The 25,852-nt window shown below is 71.6% G+C and carries 26 protein-coding genes; 9 read left to right on the top strand and 17 right to left on the bottom strand.

Features of this window, described 5'->3' with window-relative positions:
* Positions 1-2 precede the first annotated feature (2 nt).
* Complete coding sequence (locus ACLQ27_RS13985; protein WP_357491474.1) at positions 3-1,067, bottom strand: LCP family protein; 1,065 nt, start codon at positions 1,065-1,067, stop codon at positions 3-5.
* Positions 1,064-1,549, bottom strand: a complete 486-nt coding sequence (locus tag ACLQ27_RS13980; RefSeq protein WP_357491476.1) for a SigE family RNA polymerase sigma factor — start codon at positions 1,547-1,549, stop codon at positions 1,064-1,066. Before ACLQ27_RS13980 ends, ACLQ27_RS13985 begins: the two co-directional genes overlap by 4 nt.
* Positions 1,550-1,730: 181 nt before the next feature.
* Between ACLQ27_RS13980 and ACLQ27_RS13975 the strand changes: the two genes are divergently transcribed.
* Both ACLQ27_RS13975 and ACLQ27_RS13970 read left to right on the top strand, forming a co-directional pair.
* Complete coding sequence (locus ACLQ27_RS13975; protein ID WP_425867057.1) at positions 1,731-3,293, top strand: LPXTG cell wall anchor domain-containing protein; 1,563 nt, start codon at positions 1,731-1,733, stop codon at positions 3,291-3,293.
* Between the two features lie 138 nt (positions 3,294-3,431).
* Positions 3,432-4,253, top strand: coding sequence for a DedA family protein (locus ACLQ27_RS13970; RefSeq protein WP_234583127.1), 822 nt, complete (start codon positions 3,432-3,434; stop codon positions 4,251-4,253).
* A 169-nt stretch (positions 4,254-4,422) separates the two neighbouring features.
* On the opposite strand, the gene ACLQ27_RS13965 is transcribed toward ACLQ27_RS13970, so the two are convergent.
* The 9 genes from ACLQ27_RS13965 to ACLQ27_RS13925 form a co-directional block, all read right to left on the bottom strand.
* Positions 4,423-4,800, bottom strand: coding sequence for an ArsR/SmtB family transcription factor (locus tag ACLQ27_RS13965; protein ID WP_007454255.1), 378 nt, complete (start codon positions 4,798-4,800; stop codon positions 4,423-4,425).
* A gap of 57 nt (positions 4,801-4,857) precedes the next feature.
* Positions 4,858-5,397, bottom strand: a complete 540-nt coding sequence (gene pyrE, locus ACLQ27_RS13960; protein ID WP_007454251.1) for an orotate phosphoribosyltransferase — start codon at positions 5,395-5,397, stop codon at positions 4,858-4,860.
* Positions 5,398-5,565: 168 nt separating this feature from the next.
* Positions 5,566-6,375, bottom strand: a complete 810-nt coding sequence (locus ACLQ27_RS13955; RefSeq protein WP_425867055.1) for an SDR family NAD(P)-dependent oxidoreductase — start codon at positions 6,373-6,375, stop codon at positions 5,566-5,568.
* 10 nt (positions 6,376-6,385) lie between these two features.
* Positions 6,386-7,051 carry a hypothetical protein gene (locus tag ACLQ27_RS13950; RefSeq protein ID WP_357573648.1) on the bottom strand — a complete coding sequence of 222 codons (666 nt, stop codon included), beginning with the start codon at positions 7,049-7,051 and terminating at the stop codon, positions 6,386-6,388.
* Between the two features lie 72 nt (positions 7,052-7,123).
* Positions 7,124-7,981 carry a hypothetical protein gene (locus ACLQ27_RS13945; protein WP_357573649.1) on the bottom strand — a complete coding sequence of 286 codons (858 nt, stop codon included), beginning with the start codon at positions 7,979-7,981 and terminating at the stop codon, positions 7,124-7,126.
* Positions 7,982-8,070: 89 nt separating this feature from the next.
* Positions 8,071-8,673 (bottom strand): DUF4178 domain-containing protein, encoded by a 603-nt coding sequence (locus tag ACLQ27_RS13940; RefSeq protein WP_234583122.1) that lies wholly within the window; start codon positions 8,671-8,673, stop codon positions 8,071-8,073.
* A gap of 184 nt (positions 8,674-8,857) precedes the next feature.
* On the bottom strand, positions 8,858-9,238 hold the full coding sequence (locus ACLQ27_RS13935; protein WP_357491489.1) for a hypothetical protein: 381 nt from the start codon (positions 9,236-9,238) through the stop codon (positions 8,858-8,860).
* Positions 9,239-9,350: 112 nt separating this feature from the next.
* Positions 9,351-11,942: an ATP-dependent chaperone ClpB gene (clpB, locus tag ACLQ27_RS13930; protein ID WP_357491491.1), complete on the bottom strand. Its 2,592-nt coding sequence runs from the start codon at positions 11,940-11,942 to the stop codon at positions 9,351-9,353.
* 86 nt (positions 11,943-12,028) lie between these two features.
* Positions 12,029-12,673 (bottom strand): TetR/AcrR family transcriptional regulator, encoded by a 645-nt coding sequence (locus tag ACLQ27_RS13925; protein ID WP_357573651.1) that lies wholly within the window; start codon positions 12,671-12,673, stop codon positions 12,029-12,031.
* Positions 12,674-12,757: 84 nt separating this feature from the next.
* Between ACLQ27_RS13925 and ACLQ27_RS13920 the strand changes: the two genes are divergently transcribed.
* Positions 12,758-13,894: an epoxide hydrolase family protein gene (locus ACLQ27_RS13920; RefSeq protein ID WP_425867052.1), complete on the top strand. Its 1,137-nt coding sequence runs from the start codon at positions 12,758-12,760 to the stop codon at positions 13,892-13,894.
* Positions 13,895-14,053: 159 nt separating this feature from the next.
* Here ACLQ27_RS13920 and ACLQ27_RS13915 read toward each other — a convergent pair whose 3' ends face one another.
* On the bottom strand, positions 14,054-14,317 hold the full coding sequence (locus tag ACLQ27_RS13915) for a hypothetical protein (RefSeq protein WP_357573654.1): 264 nt from the start codon (positions 14,315-14,317) through the stop codon (positions 14,054-14,056).
* A gap of 277 nt (positions 14,318-14,594) precedes the next feature.
* Here ACLQ27_RS13915 and ACLQ27_RS13910 point away from each other — a divergent pair, with 277 nt between their 5' ends.
* The 4 genes from ACLQ27_RS13910 to ACLQ27_RS13895 all read left to right on the top strand — a co-directional run bounded on the left by ACLQ27_RS13910 (position 14,595) and on the right by ACLQ27_RS13895 (position 17,306).
* Positions 14,595-14,816 (top strand): winged helix-turn-helix domain-containing protein, encoded by a 222-nt coding sequence (locus ACLQ27_RS13910; protein WP_357491499.1) that lies wholly within the window; start codon positions 14,595-14,597, stop codon positions 14,814-14,816.
* 136 nt (positions 14,817-14,952) lie between these two features.
* Complete coding sequence (locus tag ACLQ27_RS13905) at positions 14,953-15,453, top strand: cation:proton antiporter regulatory subunit (protein ID WP_234583116.1); 501 nt, start codon at positions 14,953-14,955, stop codon at positions 15,451-15,453.
* 5 nt (positions 15,454-15,458) lie between these two features.
* Entirely contained in the window at positions 15,459-16,664 is a 1,206-nt protein-coding gene (locus ACLQ27_RS13900) for a cation:proton antiporter (protein WP_234583115.1), read from the top strand.
* 210 nt (positions 16,665-16,874) lie between these two features.
* Positions 16,875-17,306: a hypothetical protein gene (locus ACLQ27_RS13895; RefSeq protein WP_234583114.1), complete on the top strand. Its 432-nt coding sequence runs from the start codon at positions 16,875-16,877 to the stop codon at positions 17,304-17,306.
* Between the two features lie 72 nt (positions 17,307-17,378).
* Here ACLQ27_RS13895 and ACLQ27_RS13890 read toward each other — a convergent pair whose 3' ends face one another.
* The 5 genes from ACLQ27_RS13890 to dnaK all read right to left on the bottom strand — a co-directional run bounded on the left by ACLQ27_RS13890 (position 17,379) and on the right by dnaK (position 22,108).
* Positions 17,379-17,567, bottom strand: a complete 189-nt coding sequence (locus tag ACLQ27_RS13890) for a hypothetical protein (protein WP_357491502.1) — start codon at positions 17,565-17,567, stop codon at positions 17,379-17,381.
* A 119-nt stretch (positions 17,568-17,686) separates the two neighbouring features.
* Entirely contained in the window at positions 17,687-18,127 is a 441-nt protein-coding gene (locus ACLQ27_RS13885; protein WP_234583207.1) for a heat shock protein transcriptional repressor HspR, read from the bottom strand.
* Positions 18,128-18,157: 30 nt separating this feature from the next.
* Entirely contained in the window at positions 18,158-19,345 is a 1,188-nt protein-coding gene (gene dnaJ, locus ACLQ27_RS13880; RefSeq protein WP_234583112.1) for a molecular chaperone DnaJ, read from the bottom strand.
* 88 nt (positions 19,346-19,433) lie between these two features.
* Positions 19,434-20,192 carry a nucleotide exchange factor GrpE gene (gene grpE / locus ACLQ27_RS13875; protein WP_357573655.1) on the bottom strand — a complete coding sequence of 253 codons (759 nt, stop codon included), beginning with the start codon at positions 20,190-20,192 and terminating at the stop codon, positions 19,434-19,436.
* Between the two features lie 47 nt (positions 20,193-20,239).
* A complete protein-coding gene (gene dnaK, locus ACLQ27_RS13870) occupies positions 20,240-22,108 on the bottom strand; it encodes a molecular chaperone DnaK (protein ID WP_234583110.1) in 1,869 nt (622 codons plus the stop codon).
* 220 nt (positions 22,109-22,328) lie between these two features.
* Between dnaK and ACLQ27_RS13865 the strand changes: the two genes are divergently transcribed.
* Both ACLQ27_RS13865 and ACLQ27_RS13860 read left to right on the top strand, forming a co-directional pair.
* A complete protein-coding gene (locus ACLQ27_RS13865; RefSeq protein WP_357573656.1) occupies positions 22,329-24,170 on the top strand; it encodes a GTPase domain-containing protein in 1,842 nt (613 codons plus the stop codon).
* Positions 24,167-25,852 (top strand): GTPase, encoded by a 1,686-nt coding sequence (locus tag ACLQ27_RS13860; protein WP_425867048.1) that lies wholly within the window; start codon positions 24,167-24,169, stop codon positions 25,850-25,852. The genes ACLQ27_RS13865 and ACLQ27_RS13860 overlap by 4 nt, the downstream gene beginning before the upstream one ends.

Below are 25,852 nucleotides of genomic sequence, written 5' to 3'. Positions count from 1 at the left end.
GCTCAGCGGGCTTCGTCGACCAGCTTCGGGTGCCGGGCCGTCCAGTCGCCGAGCCGGTCGTCCCGCAGCGCGGTCAGGAACTCCGGCGCGAGCTTCGGGTCGGTCCGCAGGTAGCGCTCCGTCCCGGTCGGCCAGGCGACCGGGAGGCCGAACCCGACCGGCTCCACCGATCGCAGCGTGGGGGCGAGCCGCAGCAGGTCCAGCAGGGCCCCCCGGTCGGGTGACACGACGAGGTCCGGGCCGACGGTGGTCAGCAGCTTGGCGAGGCGTACCGGATCGGTGAGCACGCCCTGGTCGGTGCTCTGGCGGACCAGCCCGGCGGCGAAGAGCCGGGCGTTGCGGTCCCGGTCCTGACTTCCCTCTCGCAGACCGTAGCGCTGGCGGAGCAGGTCGACCGACGCGGCGCCGTCGAGACGTTGGCAGCCGGCCGGGAAGACCCGCTTCGTGTGGACGGAGCGAACCCGTTCAGGCAGGCAGACCGGCACCCCGCCGACCGCGTCGGTAAGCGAGCGCACCGCGCGGTACGTCAGCACCACGCCGGCGTCCACCCGGACCCCGGTCAGCTCGGCCACCGTACGACGCGTCAGCTCGTACCCCTTGGTCAGCTCGGGACGGGTGAAACCGGCGCCGAACGGGAACGCGGCGTTCAGCTTGTCGGTTCCCTGGCCCGGAATCGGCACCCCCAGGTCACGCGGCAGCGACACCAGGTAGGGGCGGCTGCGGTCGGCGGGGATGTGCACCAACAGGACCGCGTCCGCGCGTGCCGCCGTCCGCCCGTCGCCGTCGATGCCGAGCAGCAGGATGTTCAGCGCTCCGGACGGTGCCGGCCGAGCCGACTCACCGAGCAGCTCGGCGGTCGGCGGCGGCCCCGCGCGCTCCGGAGTCAACAGCGGCACCCCGAGCCCCAGCACCCCGAGCAGGGCCAGCGCGGTGCCACCGGCCTGCCAGCGGCGACGGCGTCGACGCCGGCCGATCGCCAGGCGGTCGATGGCGGCCCGCAACGGACCGGTCGGCGGGGTCAGCGGCTCGTGCCGGGCGAAGGCGGCCCGCAGGTCATCCTCGATCATGAGCGAACCTCCACATACTCGGCCCGGAGCGTGGCCAGGGCCCGGGAGATGGACGAACGTACGGTCCCGACGGCGCAGCCGAGAATTTCGGCGATCTCGGCGTCGGGTAGGTCCTCGTAGTAGCGCAGCACGAGAGTGGCGCGCTGCCGGCGCGGCAGCCGGGACAGCCACGACCAGATCTGGTCCCGGTCCACGGCGGACTGGGCGTGGTCGACCGACGCCGGCAGGGACTCGTCGGGCTCCCCGCGCAGCAGCACCCGGCGCATCCACGAGCCGCGTTTCCAGTCGACGTACTGGTTGGTGAGCATCCGGCGCACGTACCGCTCGGGCGAGTCCGCGCGGACGACCCGCCGCCAGTTGAGCTGGACCCGGACCATCGTCTCCTGCACCAGATCCTGCGCCTGGTGCGGATCGCCGGTGAGCATCACCGCGTACCGCAGCAGCGGGGCAAGCCGCGTGTCCGCGAACTCCTCGTACGTCACTGCACCTCCCGGGGTCCTGCCTCAGATGACGGGAGCGGACGGCCTGAACGTTGCGGCGACGCTGATCAACCTTTCGGTTCATGTTGCCGACCGAGCGGTGATCAGGGGCGACAGCGAACCTTAGCGATTCCTTAAGATCCGCAGGCTGCACCTGAATCCCCCTACCGGAGGAATCCCCCTGATGCTCACCCACTCCACTCGGCGCTGGCTCGCCGGCCTGGGCGTCGCAGGCGCGTTCGTCGCCGCCTCCGCCAGCCCGGCCCTCGCCGAGCCCGCGGCCGAGTTCTACATGTTCTTCGAGGACGTCAGCGTCGCCCCCGGCTCCGCCGGCGTCGTTCGTGGAGCGACCGTGCTCGCCTCCGAGCCGGCCGTGCTCAACGAGGTCACCGTCCGCTACGACTACCGCTCCCTGGCCGGCAAGGTCACGTTGGCCGGTGACACCAGCAACGACTGTTCCGCCGACGGCGACGCGGTGTTGGTCTGCACCGAGCATTCCCCGTTCGTCGTCGATGAGGAGTTCGGCGGGTTCCCGTCGAAGGTCGTCATCGCCCCTACCGACAAGGCAGCCGTGGGGGACACCGGCGGGCTGAAGATCAGCCTCCGGTCCGCCGGCAAGGAGGTTGCGGGCTACACCTCCCAGATCCGGATCGCCGAGGGCGTGGACCTCGCGGGTGGCCCCGCCATCGAGGTGAAGGCGGCGCCGGGCGGCGCGTTCAAGGCCCCCTTCTCGGTCCAGAACGTCGGCACGACGGCGGTCGACGGTGTCGTGGCGATTTTCGAGCCCGACTACGGCATCCGCACCAAGGAGCGATTCGACAACTGCTTCTACGTAGAGGACTACCTGCTCGCGTGCGAATTCGACGAGAAGATTCCCGCGGGCGAGGGTAGGACCGCGACCTTCAACTACGAGCTCGCCAAGGACACCTACGCACCGGGGAGCCAGGAAAGCAACGTCCGGTGGATGGTCCCGGGAGACCTTGAGGCACTCAACGGTGTCCGTAGGAAGGCCGGCGTCGCGGCAGCGCGCCAAGGCAACGGCAAGACCCTGGAACTGGCCCCGGTGCCCGGCAAGCGCAATGCCCGCGCCCTCCAGACGGACGTCAACCCGTCCAACAACTGGACCGCCGTAAATGTGCAGGTCACCGGCAAGAACGGGGCTGACCTGGAGGCCATCGGCGCCACGCTCACCGGCAAGAAGGGTGCGGTGGTGACCGCCCCGCTGGGCTTCCGTAACAACGGCCCGGCGACGCTCGACTACTTCCGCAGTGGCGCCAACGTGACCTACGTCGACGTGACGGTCCCGAAGGGCACCACCGCCGTCGAGGTGCCGTTCGAGTGTGCCCCGCGGACCGGCAACGACGCCGAGTGGGCCGAGGCGGGCACCCCGGGTGCCGCCGCCTACCGCTGCTACCCGGGTCCGTTCGCCCCGGCCGGCGAGGAGCTGACCGGCGAGTTCACGTTCCGCATCGACAAGGTCATCGCCAACGCCACCGGCACGGTCAAGGTCAATGTGCCGTGCGAGTGCGACGGCGGCTTCTACGAGGACCTGAAGCCGGCCAATGACACCGCCAAGATCCTGGTGAACGCGGCCAGCGGCCAGGGCGGCGGCGAGGGTGACGGTGGCGCGCTGCCGATCACCGGTCAGTCGACCGGCCTGATCGCCGGCATCGGCGCGCTGCTGCTCGTCGCGGGCGTGGGCGGTTACCTGGTGGCCAAGCGCCGCCGGACCCGCTTCGTCGCCTGATCCAGCCGAACAATCTGCTCCATCCCGTACCACGGGTGCCCCGCCGACAACGCTTGTCGGCGGGGCACCGCCGTTTACGGCCAGCGGGTGGTGGGGGCCGGTCCGGCGCGGTACGGGCACCGGGCTTCGGTACCCTTTGTGGCCGTGGACACAGCTGAGAAGACCCGCGCTCTCACGGAGAGCGTCGCCCTGAACCCGCTCGATCCCAAGGACCTGTTGCAGACCTTCGGGCTGGTGGGCGTCTGGGTGATCCTCTTCGCCGAGACCGGCCTGCTGGTGGGTTTCTTCTTCCCCGGCGACTCGCTGCTGTTCCTCGCTGGCGTGGCCGCCTCGCCGGTGGCGGACGCCATCTTCGGTGACGGCACCCGGCTCTCGCTGGCCGGCCTGCTCATCGGCGGGCCGATCTGCGCGATCCTCGGCGCCCAGTTGGGGCACTGGCTCGGCGCGCGGTACGGCCGGCGGATGTTCGAGCGGCCCAACTCGCGGCTCTTCAAGAAGGAGTACGTCGAGAAGGCCGAGTACTACTTCCAGAAGTTCGGCCCGGCGAAGGCAGTGGTGCTGGCGCGCTTCATCCCGATCGTGCGGACGTTCCTCAACCCGGTCGCCGGGGCGCTGGGCATGCCGGCCCGGCAGTTCCTGATGTGGAACATCGTCGGCGCGGTGCTCTGGGTGGACGGCATCCTGCTGATCGGCTACCTGCTGGCCGACCGGATCTACAAGGCCATCGGCGACAAGATCGACCACTACATCCTGCCGGTGGTCGCCCTGATCATCCTGATCTCGGTGCTGCCGATCTTCTTCGAGTTCCTGCGCGACCGGCGGGCGCGCAAGCGCGGTGAGGCGGTAGCGGTGGTCGCGGCGGCCAGCGCCGCGGGCGCGGTCGACGCGGTACGCGAGAAGTTCGACCACGACGAGCACCCGCACGACCACGACCGTCGGGGGCACGGCCAGGAGCGCTGATCGCAGGTACGACGACGGCCGGCCCCCTGGTGAGGGGGTCGGCCGTCGGCATGTCAGGCCCGCCCTCCGGCGGTGCGGCCGAGGACGAGCAGGTATCACCTACCGGTGGCGCCACCCCTGGTTCGCCACCGGACACCGCCCCGGCGTGGGACGGTCCGCAGCGCCTATGTCAGCGGGCCTTCTTGGTGGCCCGCTTACGCGGCGGGGTCAGCAGGTCGGCGATCGTCGCGATCGCACTCGGGACCAGCCGGTAGTACGCCCAGACACCGCGCTTCTCCCGCTCCAGCAAGCCGGCCTCGGTGAGGATACGCAGGTGGTGACTGACCGTCGGCTGAGAGAGGCCGAGCGGTGCGGTCAAGTCACAGACGCACGCCTCGCCCTCGGGGGCCGACTGGATCAGGCTGAGCAGCCGCAACCGGGCGGGATCCGCGAGGGCCTTGAGGACCCCCGCGAGACGCTCGGCATCGGCACGTTCGATCGGCTCACCGGCAAGCGGCGAGATCTGAGGCATTGTCATTTCGGCCAACGCAGTTCCCACGTATTCCATCCTTCCACCAGCAGCATCGATCCGCCTGCATATCAGCAGATCCGAATCGGCAAACTTTTACGCCACAAGGCCGAGGTCAGCCAACGTATAGGCCGCCCTGTACGGCAATCCGGCGGCTCGCACCGCGTCGCCGGCGCCTCGATCAACAATAACCGCCACGCCCACGACTTCGGCTCCGGCCTCACGAAGCGCCTCGACAGCGGTCAACACACTTCCGCCCGTTGTGGACGTGTCCTCCACCGCCAACACTCGGCGGCCGGCCACCTCCGGTCCCTCGATCCGTCGCTGCAGACCGTGCGCCTTGCCCGCCTTTCGCACCACGAAGGCGTCGAGGGCGCGGCCGGTCGGAGCGGCGGCGTGCAGCATCGAGAGCGCGACAGGGTCCGCGCCCAGGGTGAGCCCACCGACGGCCTCGTACTCCCAGTCGGCGGTGAGATCGAGCAGCGCCCGACCGACCAACGGAGCGGCCTGGTGATGGAGCGTGACACGCCGCAAATCGACGTACCAGTCTGCCTCGCGCCCCGAGGAGAGCACGACCCGTCCGTGGACCACAGCCAGGTCGGTAATGAATTTACGCAGGTCGTCGTGGTCCCCCATGGCGATAGAGGTTACTGCGCAAGTCTGAACGGCGTGTGCACGGCCCTCCCTGATCAGCCCCGCGAGGAACCGACGGTTGGCGATGTTCGACTACGCTCAGCGACCGATCTGGAGGCGGTGCGCCAACGCCCGACCACGGCGTTCTCGGCGCTGGCGGGCTCCGACGGTTCAGTGCTCGTCGCGGCCGATCCGGCTGCGGGTGTCGCGGGCGACCGCCTGGAGCAGCCGGATCGGCGCGTGTCGCAGACCGGCGACCGCCACCTTGTACTTCCATGCCGGGATGCTTACCAACTTGCCTTTCCGCAGGTCACGTAGGCCGTCGTCGACGACATCCTCGGCTCGCAGCCACAGCCACTCAGGCGTTTTCGACATGTTGATGCCGGCCCGTTCGTGGAATTCGGTGCGGGTGTAGCCGGGGCACAGAGCCATCACCCGGACACCGAATGGGCGTGCCGACTGGCCGACGGACTCGCTGAAATTGGTGACCCACGCCTTGCTGGCCGAGTAGGTCGACCCGGGCATCACCGCGCCAAAACCCGCAACCGAAGAGACATTTATCACTGCCCCGTCGCGCCGTTCGGTCATCGGCCGAAGCGCCGCCAGGGTCAGTCGCATGACGGCGTGCACGTTGAGCCGGAGCAGCCGCGCCTCGTCCTCCGCTGTGGAGCGCAGGAACGGCTTGTTCAGGCTGATGCCGGCGTTGTTGACGAGCAGGTGGACGGGGCTGTCGGAGGTCAGCCGCTGCTCGACTGTCGCGCAGCCGTCGTCGGTGGACAGGTCCGCCGACAACGTCTCCACGGCACGACCGTGCCGGGAGCCCAACTCCGTGGCCATCTCGCCCAGCCGGCCGGCGTCCCGGGCGACCAGCACCAGCTGCCAACCGTCGGCCGCCAGACGTCGGGCGAAGGCAGCGCCGATGCCGGCCGTGGCGCCGGTGATCAGGGCCCGTCGCTCAGCGGTCGTGGGATCGAGCGTCACGGGCAGGTCCTCACCTGGGCGGGTACGGGGGCGCGGCGGACGCCGGCGGGGGCTGGTGCGGTGCGGGTGGAAACGCCTGTGGGGCGGACGGCATGGTGGGTGACGTGGGGCGGTGTCGACCGAACCAGGCGTTCGCCGCCGGCAGGGTCAGCAGCGTTGCTACCACAAGGTAACCGAGGGCCTGCCCGACCGAAAGCCCGGCGTTGAGCGGGATCCACCAGGACGGGTACGCGTCCGAGATGAGGCCGAGCAGCTCGGCGGTGGCCCGCTCGTCGGCGCCCAGCCGCAGCGGCGCGGCCCGCTCGCCGACGAGCACCGCCACGCTGCAGCATCCCGCGAGCAGCCCGAGCCCGCAGACCACCCAGGTGGCCACCCGTACGCCCCGCCGGCCCGTCAGCAGCCCGAGGGCCAGGCCGGCGAGCACGGGCGCGGAGAGGGCCGCCACCACCGCGGTCAGCGCCGCCGACGCGCGCAGCAGGGTCACCACGTCGTCGATCTGCTGCGGGGTCGCCGACGTGTCCCGAGCGGCAGCCCGGAACGCGTCCACGGTCCGGCCCAGCACCGCCAGGTCCACGACGGTGTACGCGAGCGCGGCCACCGCCATCACCAGCAGCACGGCCGAGGCCAGCAGGACCACGGCGGGCCGGCGGGGCGGTGCCGGTTCGGGGTACGACACGACGGATCCCTCCGGTAGGCGTCGGGTTGCAACCTACTCGGAGGGATCGTCGGCGTCGTGCTTATCCAGCGGTCAACTGGTCGACGGCGGGGTCGGGCCGGGGCGGTCCGCCGGCGGCGTGTCGTCCGGCCGGTCGGTGCCGGACGGCGGCTGCTCCGACCCGGGTGCCTGGCCCGGCGTCGACGGGTAGCCCGGCTCGCCACTGGGCGGGTAACCCGGCTCGCCACTGGACGGATGGGCCGGCTGGCCGGGCGCCGCCGGGTAACCGGGCTGGCCGGGAGCCTGCGGGTAGCCGGGCTGGCCGGATGCCTGCGGGTAGCCCGGGTAGCTGGTGCCGGGGGTCGGGGGCTCCCAGGCCGCGGCGGGCTTGCGGAAGAACTCGTTCGACTTCGGCAGTGCCAGCAGGATGAGCGCCGCGAGCAGCGCGAGCAGGCTGATCACGCCGAGCGTGATGCTGACCGGGGCGATCCAGGACGGCAGCGCCTCCTCGAGGCGGCGCTGGACCTCTTCGCTGCTCGGCATGTCGCCGCTGGTGTTCCCACCGGTGGTGAAGCTGCCGCCGCCCGCGCCGTTGAGCACGGTGCCACCCGTGCAGCAGACCATGATGCCGCCGACGATCCAGGTGGTGATGCGCGAACCGTTGCTACCACGGTTGTTGAAGATGGCCAGCACGGCCAGCACGACCGCGAGCAGGAGCACGAGGATGCCGGCGCCGAGGGCGAACGCGAAGACGAAGTTCGCCACCTGGTCCGCGCCCTCGGCCGTACTGGTCGAGTAGACGTCGCGGAGCACGTCCCGGGTCTTGCCGATGGTGGAGAGGGTGACAATGAGACTGATCACCTGGCACGCCAGGAACAGGTAGAGCAGATAGCTGGAAATCGTCACGGTGGATGGCCGCTGGCGGGCCGGCGTGCTCTGGGAATCGACCACGATTCTCCTTCCCTAGATCGGGCCCACACCGTATCGGCAACCGGCCAGTCCGGCATGCCGTGCCGAAGGCGGCGGGCGCGTCGGGTCGCTCAGCGCCCGTCGCCGGTGGGTCGGATCGCCAGATCGGCGGGGTCGAGCAGGTCGCCGCGGGCGACCCGCCAGCCCTCTTCGCCGTACGCCTCGAAGGAGAGCCGGGCGTTCGGGCCCGACTGGTAGTCGTGGTAGCGCATGGTCCCGGCCGAGGGCAGGCCGGTCTCGCCGGTGGCGGTGTAGCGGGCCTGCCCGGTCTCGGCCCAGGTGTAGCGCAGCCCGCCGAGGTCGATGGTCGGGGCGCCGGGGGTGACGGTCGCGCCGGGTTGGGCGGTCCAGAGCACAAGTTCCAGCTCGGGGTCGCCGTCGCCTTCGACGGAGAGCCGGTGTGGCGTGCCGGAGGCGTCGTCGAGGAGGTGCTGCACCCAGCTCCAGTCCCCCTCGACCAGGCGGATGGTGCCGCTCACGACGTACTCCCGCTGGCCGATCCGCACGCGATCACCCGGCGCCAGTCGGTTGGCGCCGTCGAGGGTGGGTCGGGCGGCCGGTGGCACCCCGGTGGGCCGGGCCGCGGCCCGCCGCCGGGCTCGCACGACGATCACGAGCACGACCACGATGAGTACGACCACCGCCGCCACCAGGTACGCCTGCGACCCGTCCACCGACCACCTCCCCAGGTACGTCGGCGCAGACGGTAACAACCTCGCGCACCGAAATGAGTCGCGTCGTGACCGAAAGCTCAGCTACCGACGGCAGCCGGGGTGTCGCCGGCCGTGGTCATTGTGGATGCCTGGGTTCGCGCCACTCCGCCGTGCCGGATGGGCCGGGTTGCACGACCCGGGCGGGTCACGCCGCCGCGAGTCGCTGGGTGGCGTAGTCGCCGAGGGTGGAGCGCCCCATGACGCACCCGACGAAGGTGGTGAACTCGGTGGGGTCGTCCCGCAGCGACGTCCACGCCGCTCGGGCCGCCGCCGGGTCGACGCGCTCCAGCAGCGTCGCCGCGTACGCCCGACCGGCGGGTGACCCCTTGGCGAGCAGCCGGTCGAGCTGCCGGCGTACCTCCTCGGGGTGGTCGTCGAGCGCGGCCTCGACGCGCTGGTACGCCTCGGTCACCGGCAGGGTCGCGCCGGCGATCCCCACCCCACCGAAGGCAAGCGTGTCGGCGGCGACCAGCTCGTCCACCGCCGCACCGAGTTCGCGCTCCCAAGCCTTACGCATCCCGAACATGCCCCAACCCTTTCCCTCCCCGCCCACCTCTCACCCTGTTGATCAAGAGGTTTGCGTCATGAGAAGACGTTCCGATGACGCAAACCTCTTGATCACCGTGATCAGGGCGGGGTCAGGCTGGGGTTACCGTGAGCGTGTTGGTGGCGGGGGTGAGGTCTACCTTGACCGTGTTGCCGTCTCGGATCGATCCGCTCAGCAGGGCCTTGGCCAACTGGTCGCCGATGGCGGTCTGGACCAGGCGGCGCAGCGGGCGGGCACCGTAGATCGGGTCGTAGCCGTGCTCCGCCAGCCACTGACGCGCGGAATCGGTGATCTCCAGGCCGAGCCGCCGGTCGGCCAACCGCCGCCGCATCCGGTCGAGCTGGATGTCCACGATGGAGCGCAGATCGTCCCCACGCAGCGCGGCGAAGACCACGATGTCGTCCAGCCGGTTGAGGAACTCCGGCTTGAAGTGCGACCGGACCACTGCCAGGACGCCCTCCCGGCGCTGCTCCTCGGCCAGCGTCAGATCGCTGATCACCGACGACCCGAGGTTGGAGGTGAGGATCAGGATCGCGTTGCGGAAGTCCACCGTGCGGCCCTGACCATCGGTGAGCCGACCGTCGTCGAGCACCTGGAGCAGCACGTCGAAGACGTCGGGGTGGGCCTTCTCCACCTCGTCCAGCAGGATCACCGAGTACGGCCGGCGGCGCACCGCCTCGGTGAGCTGCCCGCCCTCCTCGTAGCCCACGTAACCGGGCGGGGCACCGACCAGGCGGGCCACCGAGTGCTTCTCGCCGTACTCGCTCATGTCGATGCGGACCATCGCCCGCTCGTCGTCGAAGAGGAACTCGGCGAGCGCCTTGGCCAGCTCCGTCTTGCCGACACCTGTCGGGCCGAGGAAGAGGAAGCTGCCCGTCGGGCGGTCCGGGTCGGCGACACCGGCCCGTGCCCGGCGTACGGCGTCGGACACCGCGCCCACGGCCTCGGCCTGGCCGACCACCCGGCCGCCCAGCGACTCCTCCATCCGCAACAGCTTCGCCGTCTCACCTTCGAGCAGGCGGCCCGCCGGGATGCCGGTCCACGAGGCGACCACCGCGGCGATGTCGTCCGCGCCGACCTCCTCCTTGAGCATCGCGCCGTCGGCCTGGAGCTGGGCCAGCTCCTCCTCGGCCTGCTTCAGCTCGACCTTCAGGGCGGGGATCCGGCCGTAGCGCAGCTCGGCGGCACGCTCCAGCTCCCCGTCCCGCTCGGCCCGCTCGGCCTCGCCGCCCAGGCGCTCCAACTCCTCCTTGGCTGTGGAGAGCTTGGTGATGTGGCTCTTCTCGGTCTGCCAGCGCTCGGAGAGCACGGTGAGCTGTTCGCGCTTGTCGGCCAACTCCTGGCGCAGCCGCGCCAGGCGCTCGGCGGACGCGGCGTCCGGCTCCTTGGCCAGCGCCATCTCCTCGATCTCCAGCCGGCGGACCGCCCGCTCGATCTCGTCCACCTCGACCGGGCGGGAGTCGATCTCCATCCGCAGCCGGGACGCGGACTCGTCGACCAGGTCGATCGCCTTGTCCGGCAGGAACCGGTCGGTGATGTACCTGTCGGAGAGCGTCGCGGCGGCGACCAGCGCGGCGTCGGTGATCCGGACGCCGTGGTGCACCTCGTAGCGCTCCTTGAGCCCACGCAGGATGCCGATGGTGTCCTCGATCGTCGGCTCGCCGACCAGCACCGGCTGGAAGCGCCGCTCCAGCGCCGGGTCCTTCTCGATGTGCTCGCGGTACTCGTCCAGCGTGGTGGCGCCGACCATCCGCAGCTCACCGCGGGCCAGCATCGGCTTGAGCATGTTGCCGGCGTCCATCGAACCTTCGCCCTTGCCGGCGCCGACGACTGTGTGCAACTCGTCGAGGAACGTGATGACCTGCCCGTTGGAGTTCTTGATCTCCTCCAGGACGGACTTCAGTCGCTCCTCGAACTGGCCGCGGTACTGCGCGCCGGCGACCATCGCGCCGAGGTCCAGCGAGACCAGCTTCTTGTCGCGCAGCGACTCGGGGACGTCGCCGGCCACGATCCGCTGGGCGAGGCCCTCGACGATGGCGGTCTTGCCGACACCGGGCTCGCCGATCAGCACCGGGTTGTTCTTCGTACGCCGCGAGAGCACCTGGATGACGCGGCGGATCTCGGAGTCCCGGCCGATCACCGGATCGATCTTGCCGTCGCGAGCGCTGGCGGTCAGGTCGACGCCGTACTTCGTGAGTGCCTGGTAGGTCTGCTCCGGGTCGGCGGTGGTGACCCGCCGGTCTCCGCCCCGGACGGTCGGGAAGGCGGCGACCAGGGCTTCCTCGGTGGCGCCGGCCGACTTCAGCGAGTCGGACACCGCGCCGCCCACCCGGGCCAGGCCGGCGAGCAGGTGCTCGGTGGAGGTGTACTCGTCGCCCAGCGGCCGGGCGATCTGCTCGGCGGCGCCGATGGCGTTGACGAATTCCCGGGCCAGGGTGGGCTCGGCGAGGCTGGAACCCCGCGCGGCCGGCAGGGCGTCGACCGCCCGCTGGGCGGCCCGGCGCAGCTCGGCCGGGTCGGCCCCGACGGCGCGCAGCAGGCCGGCGGCGGTCGAGCCGTCGGTGTCCAGCAGGGACAGCAGGAGGTGCCAGGGCTCGACTGTGGCGTGGCCACGCTGGTTGGCCAGCGCGACGGCGCCGGTGATGGCTTCGCGGCTCTTGGTGGTCAGTTTCTCGGTGTTCATGGGCTCCCCCGGATCGGCGTTGTCCACTGGGTTGGACACAACCAGAGTTGAGCGTATTCCGCTCAACCTTACCGCTGTGACGGCCGTCACTCCCGGAGCCGCCACCGCCAGTCGAACTCCCCGGCCGCCGGGGGCGGGCCGGGCAGCGGGTCGGAGTCCGGCGTCGTCGACAGGCCGCCGATCAGCACCGCGAGCTGCCGGCGGCGCAGCTGGGCGGTCCGCTCCGCATCGGGTACGCGCACCGCCGCGCACGCCTCCAGCACCAGCCCCAGGTCCTGTACGACCACGTCGGGCCGCAGTCGCCCACTGGCGTGCGCCCGCTCGACGAGCGCGGTGGCCAGCTCGCCGGCGCGCAGCGCGTCCCGACCCATCTCCTCGGTCGGCGTGAAGGTGCCGGCCAGGTGGACGGTGAGCGAGTGCACGTCGGCGTCGACCACAGCGGCGAGGAACCCGGCGAACGCGGTCCAGTCGTCCGGCTCGGCGAGCGCCTCCTCGGCCACGGCGATGTAGCGGCGCAACCCGTCGTGACAGAGCTGGCGCAGCAGGGCCTCCTTGCCCGCGTACCGCCGATAGAGCGCGCTGATGCCGACGCCCGCGCGGTCCGCGACGGCGGCGATCGGCGCCTTCGGGTCGTCGAGGAAGACCGCGCGGGCGGCTTCGAGGATCACCTCGTCGTTGCGGGCGGCCTGGGCACGGCGACCGGCCAGGGCCTTGGGGGGCGTCGTCGACATGACCAGAGGATAGCAGTGGAACGGATCGTTCCGGTCTGCTACTGTCGTTGCAGAACGAAACATTCCGTTCCGAAGGAGTTCGAGATGACCGGCACCGCGATCCGTCCGTTCCGCGTCGAGATCCCGCAGAGCGCCCTCGACGACCTGGCCGCCCGCCTCGGTCGCACGAACTGGCCGGCCGAGCTGCCCGGCGCCGGCGACGCGTACGGGATGAGCGCCGGCCGGGTGCGCGCGCTCGCCGACAGGTGGCGGGACGGGTTCGACTGGCGGGCCGTCGAGACCCGGCTGAACGCCCACCCGCAGTTCGTCACGGAGATCGACGGTGAGCAGATCCACTTCCTGCACGTCCGGTCGTCCCGGCCGGACGCCACCGCCCTGGTGCTCACCCACGGCTGGCCGGGCTCGGTGCTGGAATACCTGGACGTGATCGGCCCGCTCACCGAGCCGACCGACCCGGCCGCGCCGGCCTTCCACCTGGTCATCCCGTCGCTGCCCGGCTACGGCTTCTCCGGCCCCACCCGCAGCGCCGGCTGGAACCGCTTCCGCACCGCCCGCGCCTGGGCCGAGCTGATGAACCGCCTGGGGTACGACAGCTACGGCGCGGTCGGCAACGACGCCGGCTCGATGATCGCGCCGGAGCTGGGCCGCATCGACACCGAGCACGTCCTCGGCGTGCACGTCACCCAACTCTTCTCGTTCCCGTCCGGCGACCCGGCCGAGTTCGCCGGGCTGTCCGAGGCGGACCATGCGGCGCTCGGACACCTCCAGTGGTTCTACGAGAACAAGTTCTCCTTCAACCAGGTGCACAGCCAGCAGCCGCAGACCCTGGCGTACGGACTGGCCGACTCGCCCGTCGGGCTGCTCGCCTGGAACGCGCAACTCTTCGACGAGAGCCTGGACGACGACTTCGTCCTGGCCAACGTGGCGCTCTACTGGTTCACCGGCACGGCCGCCTCGGCGATCCGCTTCTACTGGGAGGACGCGCACGCCGGTCAGCAGCCGTCCGAGCCGACCACGACACCGATGGCGCTGGCCATGTTCCCCGGCGACTTCCAGTCCATCCGCCGCTTCGCCGAACGGGACCACGCCAACATCGTCCGCTGGACGGCGTACGAGAGTGACGTCGATGGACGCGGCGACGTCGGCGGTCACTACGCCGCTCACCAGGCCACCGGCGTGCTGGTCGGTGACATCCGCGAGTTCTTCGCCAGCCTCCGCTGACCAGGCCCGTGCCGCCAGTGCCCGCCCGTCTCCGGGGCGGGCGCTGGCGCGTGCACGGCCGGTAGATCGACACGTCGTCCTGGAAAACGGGGTATCCGGGCCCCCGGGACACCCCGATATCGCCGAAACCGAGTCGATCAACTCCGGCAGTGGCCGCCGTCAGCCGCCGGCCCGGCGGGGGAGGCGGGCGGTGCAGGGCGTCTCGTGGTCAGCCCGGAGCACGCAGCGACGACCACCATCCAGCCGCCGGTCGCAGAAGACCCAGTGCCGAACCCCTTGATCGTCCTCGGTGGAGACGGTGATCCCGCCGAGGTCGATCCGAGCGAGGAAGGCCAGCGAGCGTCCGGCCGTCCGACCCAGCATCTTGGCCCGCGCCAGATCGGGCGCCGAGATCGGCAGGTGGATGACGAACCGCCCGGTCATCAGCGTCGTACCAGGTCAGGCATGAGCGTCGTCCTCCTCGCAGGGATCGCTGGCACGGCCGGTCACCCGAGGGGAGCGCACGGCCGTGCCAGCGGTGACACGGACGACCCGGCCGAGGAGGCCGGTTGCCTACCAGGCTTTCCGCTCCCGAGCGTCCGTGAGGTCAACATACAATGCAAAGCATTGTAGGATAAGCAGTGACCATGCTTAGCACGCAAAGTGTTGGCCTACCGGTCGAGCGCATGGGAGGATCTTGGGGCCTACCAGGAGTTGCCCCATGCCCCGAATTTCCGACCGCCAGCGCATCGCACAGGACATCCGCGACAAGATCAGCTCGGGCGAATACTCGCCCGGTGACAAGTTGCCCTCGCTGCGCGAGATGACCGCGCACTACGGCGTGTCCGCCGAGCCCGTCCGGTCGGCCCTGCTGATCCTGCAGGCCGAAGGCCTGATCGAGGGACACCAGGGCAAGGGCACCTACGTCACCGACCCCAAGTAGATCGACACGGGATCGCTGATCCCGGGGTGTCCCGCCGCCCGGGATACCGCGATATCGGCGATCTCGTGTTGATCAAGGGCGCCGGGCGGAACCTTCCAAGATCTGTGTGCCGTTCACCTCGCGGTAGCCTGGGCGGGTGCGAGTACGTGTCGAGCAGACCGCCTTACCGGGGATCGGGGTACGCCACGATCTGGTGACGGAGTCCGGACGCCGCCTGGGCGTGGTCTCCCACCGCAATGGCCGCCGTGATCTTGTCTTCTACGACCCGGATGATCCCGACTCCTGCCAGGCGGACATCCCGCTGACCGACGACGAGGCGGAGGCGCTGGCCGACATCCTCGGCGCGTCGCTGATGCTCGGTCAGCTGTCCGGGCTGCGCGAGCAGGCTGCCGGTCTGCTCACCGAGCAGATCGCCATCCCGGCCGGTTCGCGGTACGTCAACCGGATGCTCGGTGACACCAAGGCTCGCACCCGCACCAGCGCCTCGATCGTGGCGGTGCTGCGCGACGGCAACGTGAACGTGTCGCCCGAGCCATCCTTCCGCTTCGCGGCCGGTGACGTGGTGGTCGTCGTGGGGACCCGTCAGGGTCTCGACGGCGTGTCCGCCATCCTCGCCGACAGTGACCCGGACGGCTGAGGCGGATGCACGAATCCACCACACTGCTCGTCGAAGTCGGCGCGCTGCTGCTGCTGCTCGGGCTCCTCGGCCGACTCAGCCGCCGGGTCGGCCTCTCGCCCATCCCCCTCTACCTGCTCGCCGGGCTCGCCTTCGGGCACGGCGGGCTGCTTCCGCTCGCCGCCAGCGAGGAGTTCTTCGCGGTCGGCGCCGAGATCGGCGTCATCCTGCTGCTGGTGATGCTCGGCCTGGAGTACTCGGCCAACGAGCTCGTCGGCAACCTCCGCTCGGCGGCACCGGCCGGTCTGATCGACGGCGTCCTCAACGCGTTACCCGGTGCCATCTTCGCCCTGCTGCTCGGCTGGGACTGGGTGGCCGCCCTGGTGCTCGGCGGCATCACCTGGGTTTCCTCCTCGGGGGTGATCGCCAAGGTCCTCGCCGACCTCGGCCGCCTCGGTAACCGGGAGACCCCGGTGATCCTCTCGGTCCTGGTGATCGAGGACCTGGCGATGGCGCTCTACCTGCCGCTGGTCACCGCCGTACTGGCCGGCACCGGCCTGCTCGGCGGCGGCATCGCGCTCACCGTCGCGGTGGCCACGGTGCTGATCGTGCTGGTGGTCGCCATCCGGTACGGCCACCTCATCTCGTCCGCCCTGTCGGCGAAGGACCCGGAGGCGCTGCTGCTCGGCGTACTCGGCCTGACCCTGCTGATCGCGGGCATCGCGGCGAAGCTGCAGGTGTCGGCGGCGGTCGGCGCGTTCCTGGTCGGCATCGCGCTCTCCGGTCCGGTGGCCCACCACGCCACCGAACTGCTCTCGCCGCTGCGGGATCTGTTCGCCGCGGTGTTCTTCGTCTTCTTCGGTCTGGTCACCGACCCACGGGAGATCCCGCCGGTGCTGCTGCCGGCGCTCGCGCTGGCCGTGGTCACCATGGCGACGAAGACGCTTACCGGCTACCTCGCGGCCCGCCGCGTCGGCATCGCCGAACCCGGTCGCTGGCGAGCCGGCCTGGCCCTCGTACCCCGAGGAGAGTTCTCGATCGTCATCGCCGGGCTCGCGGTGGCGGCCGGTAGCGTCGAGCCGCGGTTGGCCGCGCTCGCCGCGACGTACGTCCTGATCACCGTGGTGACCGGGCCGATCCTGGCTCGACTGCCCGACTTCCCGTGGTTCAAGCGGTGGTTGCGCAACCGCGCGGCGGCCCAGCGGCGGGAGCCGGTGCCGGTCCACGACTGACGCTCAGCGCCGCCGCCGCGCCCCGGTGGGCGCGGTGGCGGCGCTGGCCAGGACACCCGAACGGCCGTTCGGGGCCGGGCCGGCCGGCGGATGCCGAATTGCTCCCTGCGGGTACTACCGCAGCACCCGGCGGCGGGTTACCGTTTCGCCCCAGCAGCCACGGTCCGCAGGCAGCGTTGCCAGACGCGGGCGAGAGCGGAAGGTTGGCCGGTGAGCGTGCAGGAGTCGACGTTCCACGGCTTTGCCAACCCCGTCGATCCGACGCCGGCGGAGTTGCGAGCCTGGGCGTACCAGCCCGATTCGGTGCCGTTGTCCTCCATGCCACCCGACTGGGACCTCCTGGTCTCCGGCGACCGCCTGGTGCTGACGCTCTTCGAGCTGGCGATGGACCCGACCTGCCCCGCGCGGCGCTTCGCGCTGCACTGCCTCTACATCTACGCCGCGGACGGCATCCGGACGAACTTCCGGGCCCATCCCAAGCGCCGCTTCCGCAAGCTGGTCGAGCAGGCCGAGCGCGACGGCGACGAGCTGATGAGGATCTGGGCGCACAACGGCCGCGTCCTGCTGGCCCGGCCGGATCTCTTCGTCTACCGGGACTGGTGCGAGGGCGGCCTGGTCCGCGAGAACCGCCGCCTCGGCTGAGCCGGCGCGGAACAGGCGTGGCGAACGGGCCGGGACCCCCCGTGGGTCCCGGCCCGCACGTCGGTCACCGGATCAGTCCTGCTTGCGCTCGGTCTCGGCTCGGCGGTGGTCGCCGTCGGACTGCTCGGCGAACCGCCCCTCGCTGATGCGGTCCCGGAAACTGCCCTCGGTCACCTTGTCGAACTTCTCCCGGACGGTGTCGGCCAGGTCTTCCAGCCGGTCCTCCGTCTGCTGGGCCACTTTCTTCGCCGGTTCCGTCATCGCTCCCCCAACCGCGCCGATAGGCCCGAATTAAGGCGATAGGACCCGTATCGACAGGCTAACGGAAACGGCCTGGCCCGCGCCGGAAATTCCGGCACGGGCCAGGCCGAGAAGCAGGTTCAGCGGTCGGGTGTACGGCGGGGACGCCAGACCACCAGAGCGGTGGACGTGCGGTTGGTCGGCACCAGATCCTGGCCCGGGAAGCGGGCCAGCGACTCCAGCTCGGCCACCCGGCGGTACGCGGCGTCCAGCTCCGCCTCCAGCCGTGCGACCCGCTGCTGCGCCTGCTCCAGCAACCGCTCCAGCCCGATGATCCGCTTGACGCCGGCCAGGTTGATCCCGTCGTCCTGGCTGAGCCGCTGCACCTCGCGCAGCAGCACCACGTCCCGGACGCTGTACCGACGGCCACCGCCGGCAGCCCGACCGGGCTGCACCAGCCCCAACCGGTCGTACTGGCGCAGCGTCTGCGGGTGCATCCCCGCCATCCGTGCCGCCACCGAGATCATGAGCACCTTGGCCTCGTAGGCAGGGTCACCCGAACCGAGGAACTCGCCCGACATCCCGCTCACCTCCGCGTCCATCCCACCGGACTAACCGACCCGACGCACCCGGGCGTCGAGATGTTCCCGCGCCGCCGGCGGGCTCTGCTCGGCGAACGCCTCCAGCGCCGCCCGCGCCTCGTCCGACAGCCGGGCCGGCACCACCACGTCCAGGGTGACCAGCAGATCACCCGCCTGCCCGTCGCGGCGGACCACACCCTTGCCCCGGGCCCGCAGCACCCGCCCGCTGGGCGTGCCGGGCGGAACCCGCAGCGTCACCGCGCCGTCGAGCGTTGGCACCCGCAGGTCCGTGCCGAGCACGGCCTCCGCGAAGGTCACCGGCACGGTCAACGTCAGATCGTCTCCGGTACGCCCGAACAGCTCGTCCGGCCGGACCTTGACGTGTACGAAGAGGTCGCCGGCCGGGCCACCACGCTCACCGGGCTCACCGCGCCCGGCCAGCCTGATGCGCTGCCCGTCGGCCACACCGGCCGGGAAGCGCACGTTCATCGTGCGGGTCTTGGTGACCCCGCCGCTGCCGTGGCACTCCGGGCACTTCTCCTCCACCACGGTGCCGACGCCCTGGCAGTTGCCGCACGGCTCGGAGAAGCTGAACGACCCCTGGTTGCGGGTCGTGACCCCGGCCCCGTGACAGACCGGGCAGGTACGCGGCTGGGTGCCGGGCTTTGCGCCGTTGCCGTGGCAGGTGTCGCAGACGCCGGGGGCGCGCAACGTCAGCGGCAGGGTCACCCCGCGCACCGCGTCGCCGAAGTCCAGAGCCACCTCGGTCTCCACGTCCCGGCCGCGCGCGGGCCCACGCGGAGCGGCCTGCCCACCGGCCTGCCCGCCCGAGAAGATCGAGCTGAACAGGTCCTGGAAGCCGGCCCCGCCGAAGCGGCGGTCACCACCACCGCCGGCACCACCACCGAACAGGTCGGAAACGTCGAACGGCACCCCGCCCGGCTGGCCGCCCGCCCGGGCGTTACGCCGGAACGCGCCGGAACTGAACAGCGACCGCATCTCGTCGTACTCCCGGCGACGGCCGGCGTCCGACAGCACGTTGTACGCCTCGGACACGGCCTTGAACCGCTCCTCGGCCTTCGGGTCGCCCGGATTGTGGTCCGGGTGCGATTCCCGGGCCAGCTTGCGGTACGCCTTCTTGATGTCATCCGCGGAGGCGGCCTTGTCCACGCCGAGCACGGCGTAGAAGTCCTTCTCGAGCCAGTCCTTCGAACTCACCGGTCCACCACCCCCTTCCGACAGTCGTGGCCCGGCCGTCCCGTCCACCGCGGTGCGGGGGACGGGACGGCCCGGTCACTGTCTCGCACTATTCCGGATCCGCGACCGCGACCAGCGCGGGGCGCAGCAGCCGCTCACCGAGCTGGTAGCCGCGCCGCATGACCTGCACGCAGGTCGGCTCGCTGACCTCGGCCGAGGTCTGGTGCGCGACCGCCTCGTGCCGGGTCGGGTCGAACGGGTCGCCCTGCTCGCCGAAGGCGTTCAGGCCGAACTTGCCCAGCGCGGTGGTGAGCTGTTCCGCCACCGTTCCGAACGGCCCGACCAGGTCGCCGTGTTCCCGGGCCCGGTCCAGGTCGTCGAGGATCGGCAGCAGCGCGGCCAGCACCGAGCCGGTCGCCTGCTCCTGCACCAGGGCACGGTCCCGGTCGACCCGCTTGCGGTAGTTGGCGTACTCCGCCGACACCCGCTGGAGGTCCCTGGTCCGCTCGTCCAGCTCAGCCCGGAGCGCCTCCAGTTCGGCGCCGAGCGACGTGCCGACCCCACCGCCGTCGACCGGCTGCGCCGGGGCGTCCACCACCGGCGGGCCGGACGGCTCCGGCCCGTCGGTGGCGTTGACCTCGACCTCGATCTCGTCGACCACGATCTCGGCGTCCTCGACCAGGCCCTCGGCCGGTACGTCGCTGCCCGCGTCCGCGGCGGTGCCCTCCGGCTCCGACGTGTCGGTGAGCTTGCGGTTGTTGCGGATGACGACCCGCTCCCCGTCGCCGGTGGTCGGCTCCGTGGGCGCGGAGCCACCCGGCGTCGACCCGGTGTCGCCCGGGTCGGCGGCTCGTGGCTTCTGCGTCATGCGGCTACCTCATCCCTTCGCCGTGGATACGTGTCGGAGGCCGTTGGTCACTTCTTGCCGTCCTCGTCCACGATCTCCGCGTCGACCACGTCGTCGGCGCCACCGGTGGCGCCGGCCTGCGGACCGGTCGCACCTGCCGCACCCGGGCCGGCCTCGCCACCCGGCTGCTGGCCCTGCTCGGCCTGCTGGGAGTAGAGCAGCGACCCGGCCTGCTGGGAGACCTGCGCCAGCTTCTCGTGGGCGGTCTTGATCTTCTCGATGTCCTGACCGCCGAGGGCACCCCGCAGCTCACCGAGCGCCTCGTTGAGCTGCTCCCGGTTCTCGCTGGGCAGCTTGTCGCCGCTCTCGGCGAGGAACTTCTCGGTCTGCCACTGGAGCGCCTCGGCCACGTTGCGGGTCTCGGCGTCGTCGCGGCGGCGCTTGTCCTCCTCCGCGTGCTCCTCGGCGTCCCGGCGCATCCGCTCGATGTCGTCCTTCGGCAGCGACGAGCCGCCGGTGATCGTCATCTTCTGTTCCTTGCCGGTGCCCAGGTCCTTGGCGTGCACGTTGACGATGCCGTTGGCGTCGATGTCGAAGGCGACCTCGATCTGCGGCACGCCGCGCGGCGCCGGCGGGAGGCCGGTCAGCTCGAAGGTGCCGAGCTTCTTGTTGTACGCCGCGATCTCCCGCTCACCCTGGAACACCTGGATCAGCACCGACGGCTGGTTGTCGTCCGCCGTGGTGAAGACCTCGGAGCGCTTGGTCGGGATGGTGGTGTTGCGCTCGATGAGCTTGGTGAAGATGCCGCCCTTGGTCTCGATGCCCAGGCTCAGCGGGGTCACGTCGAGCAGCAGGACGTCCTTGACCTCACCCTTGAGCACACCGGCCTGGAGGGCGGCGCCGACGGCGACGACCTCGTCCGGGTTGACGCCCTTGTTGGGGTCGCGGCCGGTGAGCTGCTTGACCAGGTCGGTCACGGCGGGCATCCGGGTGGAACCACCGACGAGGATGACGTGCTCGACGTCCGAGATCTTGATCCCGGCGTCCTTCACGGCCTGCTCGAACGGGCCCTTGCAGCGGTCCAGCAGGTCCTGCGTCATCCGCTGGAACTCGGCGCGGCTCAGCGTCACGTCGAGGTGCAGCGGGCCGGCCGCGCCGGCGGTGATGTACGGCAGGTTGATGTTGGTCGTGGTGGCCGCGGACAGCTCGATCTTGGCCTTCTCGGCGGCCTCACGGAGGCGCTGGAGGGCCATCTTGTCCTGGCCCAGGTCGATGCCGTGCTCGCCGCGGAACGTCTTGACCAGGTGGTCGATGATCCGCTGGTCCCAGTCGTCGCCACCGAGGTGGTTGTCACCGCTCGTCGACTTGACCTCGATGACGCCCTCGGCGAGCTCCAGCAGCGACACGTCGAAGGTGCCGCCGCCGAGGTCGAAGACCAGGACGGTCTGCTCCTTGGAACCCTTGTCCAGCCCGTACGCCAGGGCGGCCGCGGTCGGCTCGTTGACGATCCGCAGCACGTTGAAGCCGGCGATCTCACCGGCCTCCTTGGTGGCCTGGCGCTGGCTGTCGTTGAAGTAGGCCGGGACGGTGATCACCGCGTCGGTGATCTGCTCGCCCAGGTACGCCTCGGCGTCCCGCTTGAGCTTCATCAGCGTCCGGGCCGAGATCTCCTGCGGGGTGTACTTCTTGCCGTCGATGTCGACGGACCAGTTCGTGCCGACCTCGCGCTTGACCGAACGGATCGTCCGGTCCGGGTTGGTCACCGCCTGGCGCTTGGCGACCTCACCGACGAGCACCTCGCCGTTGCGGGCGAACGCGACGATCGACGGGGTCGTCCGCGAGCCCTCAGCGTTGGCGATGACGGTGGGCTCACCGCCCTCGAGAACGCTGACGCAGGAGTTCGTCGTGCCGAGGTCGATACCGACCGCACGTGCCATCTTCGCTTCCTCGCTTCGTAAGGTTGTGCAGGTGGCGGGCACCGCCCGCGACTGCTCGGCGGGCGCCGCCCGCAGCGGACCCCACCACAAGTTGAGTGAACTTGACTCAATAGTGCCACGCGTTGGCGAATCGTCAAGTCGAGTTGAGCCGACCCGACGCAACCCAGCCGTTATTACCGTCCGGTTGTCTTCCCTTGCATCGGTCGGGCACGCTTTAGCGGTGACGACGCACGGCGATTCCGCCACCCGTTCCGGCGTGCCCGCCGTCGCAGCCCGCACCGGCCCGCCGGACGCCGCGGAGGAGCCGCCCGCCACCACCGGGGACGACAGCCTCCCCGGCGCGCTGTCGGGCCTGAGGGCCGCGATCGGCGCGACCCGCTATCCGCTAGCCCTGCCCTCCGCCAAGGCCGCCCGGCACGCCGCGAGCGCCCTCACCGACCAGCTCGACGACTACCTGCTGCCCCGGCTCGCCCGACTGGACGCCCCGCTGCTCGTGGTGGTCGGCGGCTCCACCGGCGCGGGCAAGTCGACCCTGGTCAACAGCCTGGTCAAGGCCCGGGTCAGCGCCGCAGGTGTGCTGCGGCCCACCACCCGCTCCCCGGTGCTCGTCTGCAACCCGGCCGACGCGTCCTGGTTCCGGCAGGGCGACCTGCTGCCCGGGCTGACCCGCACCACCGAGCCGAGCGACGATCCACGCTCCCTGCACCTGGTCACCGCCCCCGCCCTGCCGCCGGGTCTGGCCTTCCTCGACGCACCGGACATCGACTCCGTCGTCGACGCCAACCGGGCGCTCGCGAGCCAACTGCTCGCCGCCGCCGACCTCTGGCTCTTCGTCACCACCGCCGCCCGGTACGCCGACGCGGTGCCGTGGGAGCTGCTGCGCAGCGCGCGAGCCCGGGGCGCCGTGATCGCGATGGTGCTCGACCGGGTGCCCGCCGAGGCCAGCGACGAGATCGCCGCCCACCTGGCCGAGATGCTCGCCGCGCAGGATCTGGGCCGGGCGCCGCTGTTCGTCCTCCCGGAGACCTGGGTCGACGGTCAGGGGCTGCTGCCCGAGGGGGCCACCGCGCCGCTGGCCGACTGGTTCGCCCGGCTGGCCGCCGACGCCGACGCCCGCGCGGCGGTGGTCCGCCAGACCCTGGACGGCGCGCTGGCCGCCCTGCACCCCGCCGTCGAGGAGCTGGCCGACGCGGCCGACGAGCAGGTCACCGCCGCCGACGGGCTGGACGAACGGGTCCGGGCCGCGTACCGGGGAGCCGAGCGGACCGTCGAGCAGGGCCTGCAGGACGGTCGACTGCTCCGCGGTGAGGTCCTGGCCCGCTGGCAGGAGTTCGTCGGCACCGGCGAGTTCTTCCGCACGCTGGAGGCCCGCATCGGGCGACTCCGCGACCGGGTGGTGGCCGCCGTCACCGGTCGGCCCGCGCCAGCCGCCGAGCTGCGCAACGCCATCGAGTCGCAGCTCGTCACCCTGCTGCGGGGCGTCGCGTCCGAGGCCGCCGAATCCGCGTACACCGGGTGGAAGGCACACCCGGCGGGAGCGGACCTGCTGGAGCCGGGGCTCGCCCACCCGAGCGACGACCTGCCCGAACGCGCCGAACGGATGGTCCGCGACTGGCAACGCGGCGTGCTGGAGCTGGTCCGGGTCGAGGGCGGCGACAAGCGGTTCGTGGCCCGCACCGCCGCTTACGCAGTGAACGCCACCGGGCTGGCCGTGATGATCGCCGTGTTCGCCTCGACCGCCTTCATCCCCACCGGGCTGGAGTTGGCCACCGGGGCCGGCACGACTGTCGCCGCGCAGGCCGTCCTCCAGGCGATCTTCGGCGACCAGGCGGTGCGTACCCTCGCCGCCAAGGCCCGGGTCGACCTGGTGGCGCGGGTCCGGACGCTGCTGGACGCGGAGGCCGAGCGGTTCCTGGCCCGCACCGCCGAAGCCCGGCCCGCCGAGGCGGCCGGTGACGCGCTGCGCCGGGCCGCCGGACGGGTCGAGCTGGCCCGGCACCGCAGCGGCCTGGCCACCGGCGACGGCGCGCTGCCGGTCGGCGACGAGGAGGGTTCGCGGTGACCAACATCGCCGGCCGGGTACGCGAGGCGTTCCGCGGTGACCAGCGGGTCGACCCCGACGCGCTGATCGCCCGCCTGGACGCCGTACGCCGGTTCCTGACCGCCGTCGACGGCCTGCTGCCGGACTCCGAGCTGGTGCCCGCGCACACCCTCGTCGAGCGGGCCGGCACCCGGCTCGCGTTGTCCCGCGACCACACCGTGGTGGCCCTCGCCGGCGCCACCGGCAGTGGCAAGTCCAGCCTGTTCAATGCGCTGGCCCAGCTGGAACTCTCCCCGGTCGGGGTCCGCCGACCGACCACCGGCGTCACGCACGCGTGCGTGTGGGGGCCGCTGGAGGGCGCCAACCGGCTGCTCGACTGGACCGGGGTGCTGCCCCGGCATCGCTTCGTCCGGGAGAGCGCGCTCGACGGGGACGACGAGACGGCGCTGCACGGGCTGATCCTGCTCGACCTGCCCGACTTCGACTCGGTGCAGCGGTCCCACCGGCTGGAGGTGGACCGGCTGCTCGGCCTGGTCGACCAGGTGGTCTGGGTGGTCGACCCGCAGAAGTACGCCGACCGGGTCATCCACGACAGCTACCTGCGCGAGTTCCACCGGCACCGCGACGTCACGCTCGTCGTGCTCAACCAGGCCGACCGGCTGCCACCGACCGAGCTGCCCCGCGTCCTGGACGACCTGCGCCGGCTGCTCGACACCGACGGGCTGACCGGCGTGCCACTGCTCGCCACCACCGCCATCGACCCGGCCGGGATGGTCGGGCTGCGCACCGCGCTGGAGCGTACGGTCGCCGAGCGGCAGGCCGCCCTGCGTCGACTGGCCGGCGACGTCGACACCGTGGTCGCAGGGCTGGACGAGCTGGTCGGCTCGGCCCGACCGGCGGGTGGCCCGGACGACGCGAGCGTCGCCGCGCTGAACCGGGCGCTGGCCGGCACGGCAGGTGTGCCGGCGGTGAGTGAGGCGGTGGAGCGGGCGTACCGGCATCGGGCCGGCGCGGCGACCGGCTGGCCGGTGGTGCGGGGCTGGCGCCGGCTCCGACCCGACCCGCTGCGCCGGCTGCACCTGCCCGGCCCGACCGGCGGCGGAGCCGACCCGGCGGAGAGCCTTGTCGCGGCGACCTCGGTGCCCGATCCGACCGCCGCCCAACGCTCGGCGCTCGGCCTGGCGATCCGCGCGGTGGCTGACCGGGCCGCCAGCGGTCTGCCCGCGGCCTGGCCGACGGCGGTCACCTCCGCGGCCCGGTCCCGTCTCGACGACCTACCGGACGCGTTGGACGGCGCGATCGCCGGCACGGACCTCGGCCTGGACCGTCAGCCGGTGTGGTGGCGTGTCGTCGGGGGTGTGCAGTGGCTGGTCACCCTGGCCGCCCTCGTCGGCCTGGGCTGGCTGGCGCTCGGCTACGCGCTGCGGGCGCTCGGCCTGCCCGCGCTGGACAACCCGACTGTCGGGCAGGTGCCCATGCCGACCGTGCTGCTGCTCGGTGGCCTGCTGGCCGGGCTGCTGGTGGCGGCGCTGACCCGGCCGGTGGTGCGTTGGGCCGCTCAGCGGGCGCGGGCCCGCGCCCGGCAACGGCTGACGGTCCGGGTCGCCGAGGTCGGCGAGGAGTACGTGCTCGCCCCGGTGCGGATCGTGCTGGCCTCCTACGCGCAGGCACGCGACGCGCTGCGGGACGCCGCCCGCCGCTGA

The organism is Micromonospora sp. DT63 (genome assembly GCF_049841615.1).
In the GTDB taxonomy this organism is placed as follows: Bacteria; Actinomycetota; Actinomycetes; order Mycobacteriales; family Micromonosporaceae; genus Micromonospora.
This window is presented reverse-complemented; position numbering and strand designations above follow the sequence as displayed.